Annotated in this window: 7 protein-coding genes and 1 pseudogene; 6 read left to right on the forward strand and 2 right to left on the reverse strand. The window is 37.6% G+C overall.

Annotation, left to right across the window (positions count from 1 at the left end; genetic code table 11):
• The first annotated feature begins 90 nt into the window (after positions 1-90).
• Positions 91-1,038 carry a mannose-6-phosphate isomerase, class I gene (gene manA / locus Q1B07_RS14825; RefSeq protein ID WP_299093673.1) on the forward strand — a complete coding sequence of 316 codons (948 nt, stop codon included), beginning with the start codon at positions 91-93 and terminating at the stop codon, positions 1,036-1,038.
• A gap of 29 nt (positions 1,039-1,067) precedes the next feature.
• Here the strand turns inward: manA and Q1B07_RS14830 are convergent, their stop codons facing one another.
• Positions 1,068-1,922 (reverse strand): TetR/AcrR family transcriptional regulator, encoded by an 855-nt coding sequence (locus Q1B07_RS14830; protein ID WP_299093674.1) that lies wholly within the window; start codon positions 1,920-1,922, stop codon positions 1,068-1,070.
• Positions 1,923-2,100: 178 nt separating this feature from the next.
• On the opposite strand from Q1B07_RS14830, the gene Q1B07_RS14835 reads away from it, so the two are divergent.
• From Q1B07_RS14835 to Q1B07_RS14845, 3 genes are all read left to right on the forward strand, one after another.
• The gene (locus Q1B07_RS14835) at positions 2,101-5,292 is read left to right on the forward strand and encodes an efflux RND transporter permease subunit (protein ID WP_299093675.1); all 3,192 of its coding nucleotides are present in this window, start codon (positions 2,101-2,103) and stop codon (positions 5,290-5,292) included.
• A gap of 204 nt (positions 5,293-5,496) precedes the next feature.
• Positions 5,497-6,120, forward strand: coding sequence for a DUF47 family protein (locus tag Q1B07_RS14840; protein WP_299093677.1), 624 nt, complete (start codon positions 5,497-5,499; stop codon positions 6,118-6,120).
• A gap of 217 nt (positions 6,121-6,337) precedes the next feature.
• The gene (locus tag Q1B07_RS14845; RefSeq protein WP_299093679.1) at positions 6,338-7,450 is read left to right on the forward strand and encodes a GerAB/ArcD/ProY family transporter; all 1,113 of its coding nucleotides are present in this window, start codon (positions 6,338-6,340) and stop codon (positions 7,448-7,450) included.
• A gap of 220 nt (positions 7,451-7,670) precedes the next feature.
• On the opposite strand, the gene Q1B07_RS14850 is transcribed toward Q1B07_RS14845, so the two are convergent.
• Positions 7,671-8,141 (reverse strand): DinB family protein, encoded by a 471-nt coding sequence (locus Q1B07_RS14850; protein WP_299093681.1) that lies wholly within the window; start codon positions 8,139-8,141, stop codon positions 7,671-7,673.
• 246 nt (positions 8,142-8,387) lie between these two features.
• Here Q1B07_RS14850 and Q1B07_RS14855 point away from each other — a divergent pair.
• Positions 8,388-8,865 (forward strand): annotated as a pseudogene (locus Q1B07_RS14855) (pentapeptide repeat-containing protein); the annotation flags it as partial.
• 419 nt (positions 8,866-9,284) lie between these two features.
• Positions 9,285-10,040 (forward strand): DeoR/GlpR family DNA-binding transcription regulator, encoded by a 756-nt coding sequence (locus tag Q1B07_RS14860; protein WP_299093683.1) that lies wholly within the window; start codon positions 9,285-9,287, stop codon positions 10,038-10,040.
• Positions 10,041-10,694: the final 654 nt, after the last annotated feature.

Below are 10,694 nucleotides of genomic sequence, written 5' to 3' on the forward strand. Positions count from 1 at the left end.
TTTAGATAAATTATTTTTACATAATAGATTCATAGAACGGGTCAAAAGAATGACACAAGCATGAGAATATTATACAAAGGAGGAGACCGTATGAGCAGGCTGCTTAAGCTAAAACCTGTTTTTAAAGAACGGATTTGGGGCGGAACCGCATTAAAAGATTCATTTAGCTATGAGATTCCTAGCGACCAAACGGGAGAGTGCTGGGCGATAAGCGCTCATCCAAATGGCAACAGTATCATCGAGAACGGTCTATTTGCAGGCAAGGAGCTAAGCTGGCTTTGGGATCATCATCGCGAGCTCTTTGATCAATATGAAGCAGATCGTTTCCCGTTATTGACCAAAATCCTTGATGCGAAGAAGGATTTAAGTGTTCAGGTACACCCTGATGACCACTATGCCAAGGAACATGAACATTCAGAATTAGGGAAGACAGAGTGCTGGTATATTATTGATTGCCAGGAAGATGCTGAGCTGGTCATCGGCCATCATGCCCGTTCAAAAGCACAGCTTGTGCAAATGATTCATTCTGGCGGCTGGGAAGAACTGCTTAGGAGAGTAAAAATAAAACCTGGTGATTTTTTTTATGTGCCAAGCGGAACCATTCATGCGTTATGTGAAGGAACATTGGTGCTTGAAACCCAACAAAGCTCAGATACGACCTATCGTGTCTATGATTATGATCGGTTGGATCAAAATGGAGAAAAACGAGAGCTTCACTTGAAAAAAGCAATTGATGTCATAACAGTCCCTGACACCATCCATAAATCAAGTCCTCATACATATGACCATGGCCCGGCACGGGTAACAACCTATATTGAGGACAAGTACTTTTCTGTTTATAAATGGGATGTTTCAGCCAATTATCATGTGAAACGCCATGCACCGTTTTTATTATGCAGTGTCATAAATGGACAAGGTGAGATAAAGTCCGAACAGGAAATACTTTCGATAAAGAAAGGTGATCATTTTATTATCACCTCTCATGCATCAGACATCATTCTTTCAGGAAAGCTTGAGCTTATCGTTTCCCACCCTTAACTTAAAAGGGGAAAGTCCCCTTTTAAGCTTTATTCATTCCCCAAATGAAAAAACTTTTCAATCAATGTTTTTACGTTTTCTAAGTCAGGCTCATTTTTTAGATTTCCCAGCATACCAGAGATCACTGGAATCCGTGGGTCCTCTCTTTCTATTTCAGCCTCTAACACCTCTAATGTGATTTTTAGATCTTCATTCTCTATTTGCTCTTTCGTATGATGTATTTTTCTTAGTACATCCTCTTTAGCGGGTTCAGGGTAAAGCTCAGACAATCTTTCCACATAATCTGCGGTTAAAATAGGCTCTTCATTTGAGCGGATAAAGCCTGCTGCAAGATCATCCATTCTTTTTAGGATAAAGTGTGAGAGCCTGTGCAAATCAAAGGAAGCCTTATCGAAAATGATCAGCTTTAAGTAAGAATGGACAATGCCCTGTAGAATGATGTTTAAATCATAGATAAACGGATTGATTGGCGAACCGTATATTTTTATTAATGACTCATGATAAAAACTGCTAATTTCAGCACTGATTTTCCTAATGAAAAGCTCGACTTCCGAATTGATCGGGATTGTCTGTTCACGAATTTGCATGATAATAAATTCTTTGTTTTTTTGAATTTCCTCCAGTTGTGCTACTAATTGGGCAATAAATGTCTCCCGTGGCGTTAAATCCTTGATCTTCAACGAATCTAGTTTTGATTGAATTGATTGGAATTGATATTTAAAGGCTGCCAGTAAGAGAGCCTCTTTTGATTTGAAATATAGATAAAATGAACCTTTAGAAATACCGCAAGCATCAACAATTTCTTGGATTGATGTGGAGGAATAGCCCTTTTTAGCAAAAAGACTCATACCTGCTTCAATAATCTTCTTTTCTTTGTCTTTCATCTTATTCTCCTTAAGATTGATAGCCAAATTAATGGTTATACTTTAAATAAATTGACCATTTGTTCACATTTACAAAAAATTAAAGTCTAAATATTATCGGAATCATTGACTATGACTAATCGGTCATTTATATTATTAATTGTTGTGACCAATTAGTCAAATGCGTTTGGGGGATAATATGAATAGCATAATTAATTTTGTCTTAAGAAACAAGTTTGCTGTATGGCTTTTAACCATTATTATAACCGCAGCCGGACTGTATTCGGGGTTAAATATGAAGCTAGAAACAATACCAAATATTAATACCCCGATTATAACGGTAACGACCGTTTATCCAGGAGCAACACCTGAAGAGGTTGCAGATAGTGTGACAGAGCCGATTGAACAGATTGTTCAAAATCTTAATGGCGTAAATGTCGTTAGCTCGAATTCGATGCAAAATGCCTCCTCGATCCAAATTGAATATGATTTTGAAAAGAATATGGATGAGGCTGAGGACGAGCTGAAAGATAGCTTAGAAGAAATTGAATTACCTGAAGGGGTGAATGAGCCGGATGTAGCAAAGTTAAGCATCAATGCCTTTCCGATTCTAGCCCTTAGTATTGCAAATGAAAACCAGTCTCTTGCAGAGCTGACAACAGTTGTTGAGGAAGAAATTCTGCCAAAATTAAAGGGTGCAGATGGTGTTTCTTCCGCTCAGATTGCTGGACAGCAAGTGGAGGAAGTTCAGTTTACATTTAATGATGAAAAAATGCAGGAATACGGGCTCGATGAGGAGACGGTGCAAAATATCATCAAGGGGGCAGATGTTAAGCTCCCGCTTGGGCTATATACATTAGATGACACAGAAAAATCTGTTGTTGTTGATGGAAATATTATGAGCATTGATGATCTGAAAAATATTGAAATTCCTGTGACACCTTCCACTCAAGGTGCAGCACAGGGAGCGATGCAAGGGAATCAAGCTGCTGGTATGACCGGTCAGTTGGAACAAAATGCTCAAGCATCTCCAGGACAAAGAGCTGCACAAACTGCTCAGGCAACACAAGCGATGGAGCTTCCCACTGTCAAGCTTTCGGAAATTGCCGATATCAAATTGGTGGGCAAGGCTGAGTCAATTTCACGAACAAATGCGAAAGAGGCAATTGGTATTCAAATTGTCAAAGGAACGGATGCGAATACCGTTGATGTTGCGAATGAAGTTAAAGAGGTATTGTCTGAGTTTGAAGATGAAATCGATGGACTCGAGGTTATTTATACGTTAGACCAAGCAACTCCGATTGAAGAGTCTGTCGAAACGATGTTAAGTAAGGCATTGTTTGGAGCGTTATTTGCTGTCGTGATTATTCTCTTATTCTTAAGAGATATTAAATCAACGTTGATTTCTGTCATCTCGATTCCATTATCATTATTAATTGCGATTATCCTATTAAATCAAATGGATATTACACTGAACATGATGACGCTTGGTGCGATGACGGTTGCAATTGGCCGCGTGGTGGATGACTCGATTGTCGTCATTGAAAACATTTATAGAAGAATGTCACTTAAAGGTGAACCACTGAAAGGAAAAGCGTTGATTCGTGAAGCAACGAAGGAAATGTTCATCCCGATTATGTCGTCAACGATTGTTACGATTGCTGTATTCCTTCCGCTCGCATTAGTAAAAGGAATGATCGGTGAATTATTTATGCCATTTGCTTTAACAATGGTTTTCTCCCTGTTAGCGTCATTGTTCGTGGCGATTACCATTGTTCCAATGATGGCCCACAGTTTATTTAAGAAAAACCTTTATGGTGAAGGCAAAAAAGTGAAGCACAATGAGCATAAGCCAGGCCGATTTACTAGTGCTTATCGCCGCATTTTAAATTGGACGTTAAATCATAAGGTCATTACATCGTCTATTGCGATTCTGATGCTTGTTGGAAGTTTATTCTTGGTTCCAGTCATTGGGGTAAGCTTCATGCCATCTGAAGAAGAAAAAATGATGATGGTGACATATTCACCAGAGCCGGGGGAAACAAGAGAGCAAGCTCAGAAGAATGCTGAAATCGCTGAAGATATTTTCTTAGATCGACCTGATGTCAAAACTGTTCAATATTCATTGGGCAGTGAAAACCCAATGAACCCTGGAGATACGAACAGTGCGGTATTCTTTGTGGAATATGAAAAGGATGCAAAGAATTTTAGCAAGGAAAAGGAAGAGGTTGTAAAAGACATTCAAGCTGCTGCTGAAGGCGGCGGAGAGTGGACGTCACAAAACTTTGCTATGACTGGAGCAAGCAACGAATTAACGATGTTTGTCTATGGCAACAGCATGGAAGAGATTGAACCAGTTGTAGAAGAGATCCATACGATCATGGAGGACCATGATTCTCTGGATAAGGTTGAATCAAGTATGGCGGAAACTTATGAGGAATATACATTTGTTGCTGACCAAGAAAAGCTCAGCAAACTTGGTCTAACTGCAGGACAAATTGGCATGGATCTAAGCCAAACGAGAGTGCGTCCGATTTTAACAAAGATTGAAAAGGACGGCAAGGAATTAAATGTTTATCTGCAGGTTGAGGAAGAAACAGTTGAGACGGTTGAAGATCTGACTGAGCGAACCATTCAATCACCGCTTGGAACAGAAGTAAAAATTGGTGATGTGGTGGAAATAAAAGAGGGTGAAACCTCTAATACTGTCACAAGACGTGATGGCAAAATCTATGTACAAGTATCTGGAGAAATTAAAACGAATGATGTAGCCAGCGTCTCAGCAGATATTCAAAAAGAAATTGACGACCTAGATGTTCCTTCATCCATCGATATTAATATGGGTGGGGTAACCGAGGATATTCAAGAATCCTTTACACAGCTTGGGCTTGCGATGCTTGCAGCCATTGCGATTGTATACTTCATTCTAGTCGTTACCTTTGGCGGCGGTTTAGCACCGTTTGCGATTCTGTTCTCACTTCCATTTACAGTCATTGGTGCACTTGTCGGCTTGTACATTGCTGGTGAGACCGTTAGTGTCAATGCGATGATGGGTGCTCTCATGCTGATCGGAATTGTTGTCACGAATGCGATTGTTTTAATTGACCGAGTGATTCACAAGGAAAAAGAAGGATTAAGTACTCGTGAAGCATTGCTTGAGGCTGGTGTAACCCGTTTGCGACCAATTCTCATGACAGCCATTGCGACAATCGGAGCTTTAATCCCTTTAGCTTTAGGCTTTGAAGGCAGCGGGATCATTTCGAAGGGACTTGGAGTAACCGTTATTGGCGGTTTAACAAGCTCAACCCTGTTAACACTTGTGATTGTCCCAATTGTCTATGAACTGTTAAGCAAACTGCGCCGCAAAAAAGTGGCAGTGGAAGAAGAATAACAATTGATTAGGGTCTGACTTTTGTCAGATCCTTTTTCGCATTTGTGGTATGATTTACTTTTTACCCATGTAGCCTTCATAATATGGAGTATGAATCAAATATGAAGTCTTTGTAAACTTTTCGACAAAATCTATCAAAAATCGGCAACATTATATATAATTCCATAAGTGTGGTTATTATTTGTTATTGATGGGGGAAAAATCATGGTTCTATTTAGGGGAAAGAAGGACAAGTTTTCGATACTATTATTGCAAATGACAGCAAATCTCCAAGCAGCAACTCAATTTTTTTTAGAGAAAGAGATTACGAATCATACTGATCTACAAGAATTAGTAGCTGCCATTGAAAAATATGAAAAAGCTGGGGACGAATATGTCGAAACGATCATGAAGGAGTTAAATCATTCATTTATTACGGCCATAGACCGGGAGGATATTTTACAGCTTGTTGTTTGTTTAGACAATGTCTTAGATGGAATGGAGCATTATGCGGGGTTGTTAGACATGTATGCGATAACGAAACCAACAGAGCAAATGAAAAAATTTGTGCAAAAAATCCATGAATCCGCGATTGAAATATCTCATGCGGTTGAGCTATTATCACGCCGGAAATTAACGGCGATGACACCGTATTCCGCAAAAATCAAGGAATTGGAAGCGAACACAAATAATCTTTTAAGAATGTCGATTAAACAATTATTTGCCACAACTAGAGATCCGATTAAGATCATACAATGCAAGGAAGTGTATGAATCGTTAGAGGGAATCGTGAATGAATGTCGCAGTGTCGCTAACACGCTGGATAGTATTATTATGAAAAATGCGTAGGATCATTTTGAAAATGGATCATACTCAACTTTAAATAAAAACTCTAGTAGCACTGATAGGCTACTAGAGTTTTTTAATGATGCATATTTAAAAATCTCCCTATGAGAGCCCAATGAGTTAGTGAGGGGGGAAAAATTTCATTCAGAAATAGCTTCCTTACATAACGTTTTATAACTGGGAAATAATAACCAATATTATTTCATAATAGGAGATAAAAATGAATAAGCAAAGTATAAGCGCCCTTCAGCTTTTCTATGTCATAATTGGATTTGAAATAGGAAATAAGTTGATTTTTGGAGGAGGCGCACCTGCAAAACAGGACGCCTGGTTAACAATCTTACTTGGCATGCTATTCGGATTAATTTTAATGTGGATCTATGTAAAATTATCTGATTATTATCCAGGCGATACATTAATTCAAATGATTCCTAAAATTGTAGGGAAGTTTCTTGGATATCCACTCATTTTGTATTATCTTTGCTATTTTACTTTTCTTGCTTCAACTGCCTGCAGAGACTTCAGTGATTTAATTTATTCAACCATTTTAGTTGAAACCCCTATGCCGGTTATAACCGTAAGTTTTATGGTGTTAATGATTTATTGTCTTAGGGGAGGGGTGGAAGTTTTTGCTCGTATGGGAGAGGCAGTTTTTCCTATTTATATTTTCTCCCTTATCGTGATTTGGATTCTTTTATTTACTGTAAAAGGCTTTAACATTGGTAACCTTACCCCGATATTTGGGGATGGAGTAAAGCCGGTATTAAAGACAGTTTTTCCATTTGAACTTACGTTTCCATTTGGTGAAACAGTCATTATTACCATGTTTTTACCCCTTCTAAACAAAAAGAAGCATGCCAGAAAGGCAGGAATGGCCATCATTTTGATAGGGGGGTTTTTGTTAGTGATAAATACCATATTAAATATTGCAGTTATAGGCCCGGAAATTTATAGTAAGTCCCCTTATCCGTTAATGCGTGCTACACGGATGGTTTCGATCGCCGATTTTCTTGAAAGGTTTGATGCCTTGGTTATATTAATGATGGTTGCTGGGGTGTTTTTTAAGGTCGGAGGGTGGATGTATGGCGTTTCGGTTGGTATTGCACAATTATTTAACCTAAAGGATCAACGTTCCATAAACCTTGCAATCGGTACGATTATTATTCCTTTATCATTCTTATATGCTTCCAATTATATAGAAGCCAGGGAGGTGGGAGAGGCATTTATTCAACCTTTTCTACATATACCATTGCAAATTATTATACCGATCTTATTGCTTTTAATCGCTTTTATTCGGAATAAATTCAATTTAAACTCGAGTCGTAATGGATAGAGATGCTTTTGTAAAGCTAAATGTAACTTTTGCAAGTAATGATGTAAATAAGTCGATTCCAAATAGATAGATCGAAATCGGTTTTTTTTACCTTATGTTTCAAGGGAGATATAGTCTGTTTGTTTTGGGGATTTTATAATAAAGTTACCACAAGATTGAGCCATGATAAAAGGGGCTGCTCCTTTGAGGCTGCCCCTTCTCAATCAATATTTTAATAAACTTAGCTTTTAACACTTTCTAATTCAATTACGCGTTTCATCGCCTGAATTTGCCCAATATGAGTAGCTTCATGTATAACGGTAAAACCTGCAAGCTCTCCATATGTCTGACAACCGATGATCGGTTTTTCGAAAACGAGATCCAGCCGTTCGGCAGGGATTTCTTTGATGCGGGTTATTTGATCCTTTAATTGCACGATGAGCTGCTCTATTGGAGGGATTTCTCCTTTCCAGTCAGCAGGTTTTGTACCATTTCCGAATAATTCTACATAATTCACAGGAAGGTGGGTTGATAGCTGAGGGAAACCGAACATCGTTTGCTCAGTAATGGTCAACACATGACCTGCATGCCAATGTATCGTGTTATTAAAACCACCTGGCTGCACATCAATATGTTCTGGTGAAACGGGCTCTAAAATCTTAATTAAGTATTCTCTAGACCTTTCAAATTGCCTCAATAAAAGCTGATCCATCATCATATCCCCTCTCGTTTACAAAGTCATCTACATTATAACACCATATATTGGTAAATGACATAGGAGGAGAAACCTACCTATCATAGAAAGTTGTCATAGAACTTTTTCCTCAGAGATATAAATTCATCTATTCTTATAAGCGAGTTTCCGATAAAATGAAAATGGCAATTGCAGGAAGGTAGAAAAATAGTTTTCAAGAAGTAAGACAACAGAAACTAAGCGTAATAAAGGAAGTGTAAAGGTTTGTTAAAACAATTGAGTGCAGACTGTGAAAATTGCTTTGGTTTGTGCTGTGTAGCTCTGCCATATGCTAAATCGGCTGATTTTCCAGTTAATAAGGATGGCGGTACCCCCTGTTCAAACCTGCAAGCGGATTATCGTTGCAGTATACATAAACATCTCAGGAAAAAAGGCTTTCGTGGCTGTGCCGCCTATGAGTGCTTTGGTGCAGGGCAAAAGGTATCCCAGGTCACATACGCGGGAAACGATTGGCGCCAAAACACTGCGATCTCTAAGGAAATGTTCGAGGTATTTCCTATTATGCAGCAGCTTCATGAAATGCTTTATTACTTACATACATGAAGCAGCTGGCTTACAAGAAACCGAGCCGATTCGCACACAGTTACAGGATGCTTTAGAAAAAACAGAAAAACTCACGAATTTAAGTCCGAAATCGATCATCGACCTTGATGTTCCCGCACATCGCGCAAGTGTAAATGAAATCTCATTTGCTGAAACCTTTTTAGATCTAGAAAGGAAAGAGGCTTGAATAGATATTTTGAAAGCCTTTTTATTATGATAAAAGATTGACCAACAATGAATAAATACGATTTCGGACTATAAAGGCAGCCAAATAACAGCTGCCTTTTATTATATTCAAATAAGTGCACTACGTTAAGAATGACAGGAGAGACCTCTTGTTTTTTTCTTTTGTATTAATACTTGGTTGTCTAGTGCTGTATTGTAATAAATAGGTTAAATTCTTTGAAATAAGGAGAAAGCTACTCAAGGACAAATCACTAGATAAATTGCTGAAAAGAGCCCCTGATAAGCTCCCCTAAGATTATCATGCATGAAAAAAGAAACCATTTTTGATAAAGTTAAATCAACGCAAAATAAAGTAATTAGGAGTGAAATATTGTGCTTATATCTGAGCGTCATCGTTTAATATTAGAGCTTTTAAAAGAAAAAGGGAATGTTACAGTTCATGAATTAGTAGAGGTAACAAATAGCTCAGAATCCACATTGAGGCGTGACTTAGATCAATTAGAGAAGGAGCACTATTTAAAGCGCGTACATGGCGGGGCTTCACTGTTACAAAGAAAACGTGAAGAACCTAGCATGGTTGAAAAATCAACTCAGAATCTTAAAGAAAAAAACAATTTGGCAAAATATGCAGTACAACGAATTGAAGAAGGAGACTGTGTATACCTTGATGCAGGTACAACAACCTACCAAATGATCCAGCATTTAGACAAAAAGAACATTGTAGTCGTTACAAATGGAATCGACCATTTGGATGCATTGCTTGAAAAGGATATAAACACCTATATCATTGGAGGATATGTTAAAAAAGTAACAAGAGCGATGATCGGCAGCAATGCATATGAAAGCATTCAACATTATCGATTTGATAAATGCTTTATCGGAACAAATGGAATTCACCATAAACTTGGCTTTACTACTCCAGACCCTGAAGAAGCACAGCTGAAAGCAAAAGCGATCCAGCTCTCACGCGAACCATTTGTGCTTGCTGATCATACGAAATTTGGGGAAGTCTCATTTTCTAAATTTGCTGATCTCCATCAAGCTAAAATCATTACGAATGAAGAGGATTCGATGATGTTGGAAAAGTATAAGGAGAAAACGGACATTTACATTGCAGCTTTTTTATAAGCTCTCATTCATTCTACATATATAGTTTAATTGGAGCTGAAAAGCTCTTTTTATTTTGCCTTCATTCTGCAACATCAAAAAAATTTTTTCTTTTAGTTTTACAAAAGTGAGTATTCTAGGAAAATGTTTTTTGGGAATTTAGCAAGAATCAATTGAAATTAATAACAATCCTTTATTCAGTCAAAACTCGCAATAAAACGTATATAAAGGACTAGTGCCTTAAAAAGGGACAGTTAAAATTTTACATTTTTAATATAATTTACAGAATTTTCCCAATATGTTGACAATTGCGAAAGAGCATAATATAATCAAAATCAATCAAAAGTAATCAATATTAGTCAATTTCAACAAGAATATCATCATAAAAAATCATACAACCTTCACACACCACTAACATGGAAACCCCCAACAAACATACCTTTGAAAATTCTTATCATCAAAATAATTTTTAAGAAACTGACATCCTATTAGAATGCTTTTAAGGAGGTGATGTAGCGACATATTGTAAGCGTTAACAATAGGGATCGCCAATTTGGCAGGTTAATTCTAAAAATGTTTTTATCAATTTATTAATTCCTGGTAGTGTCAAAAGTTCTATGAAAAAACAACGTTTTAGTTTTAATTAACACCGAAGTGAACTTGTTGACCGCCGCA

Origin of the sequence: uncultured Metabacillus sp., assembly GCF_947503125.1 — a bacterium.
Taxonomy (GTDB): Bacteria; Bacillota; Bacilli; order Bacillales; family Bacillaceae; genus Metabacillus.

What these genes read in the sequence shown, in the direction of transcription:
- Q1B07_RS14830 (WP_299093674.1), bottom strand. Translation starts at nt 1,922, where the DNA reads ATGAAAGACAAAGAAAAGAAGATTATTGAAGCAGGTATGAGTCTTTTT.
- Q1B07_RS14850 (WP_299093681.1), bottom strand. Translation starts at nt 8,141, where the DNA reads ATGGATCAGCTTTTATTGAGGCAATTTGAAAGGTCTAGAGAATACTTA.
- Q1B07_RS14835 (WP_299093675.1), top strand. Translation starts at nt 2,101, where the DNA reads ATGAATAGCATAATTAATTTTGTCTTAAGAAACAAGTTTGCTGTATGG.
- manA (WP_299093673.1), top strand. Translation starts at nt 91, where the DNA reads ATGAGCAGGCTGCTTAAGCTAAAACCTGTTTTTAAAGAACGGATTTGG.
- Q1B07_RS14840 (WP_299093677.1), top strand. Translation starts at nt 5,497, where the DNA reads ATGGTTCTATTTAGGGGAAAGAAGGACAAGTTTTCGATACTATTATTG.
- Q1B07_RS14845 (WP_299093679.1), top strand. Translation starts at nt 6,338, where the DNA reads ATGAATAAGCAAAGTATAAGCGCCCTTCAGCTTTTCTATGTCATAATT.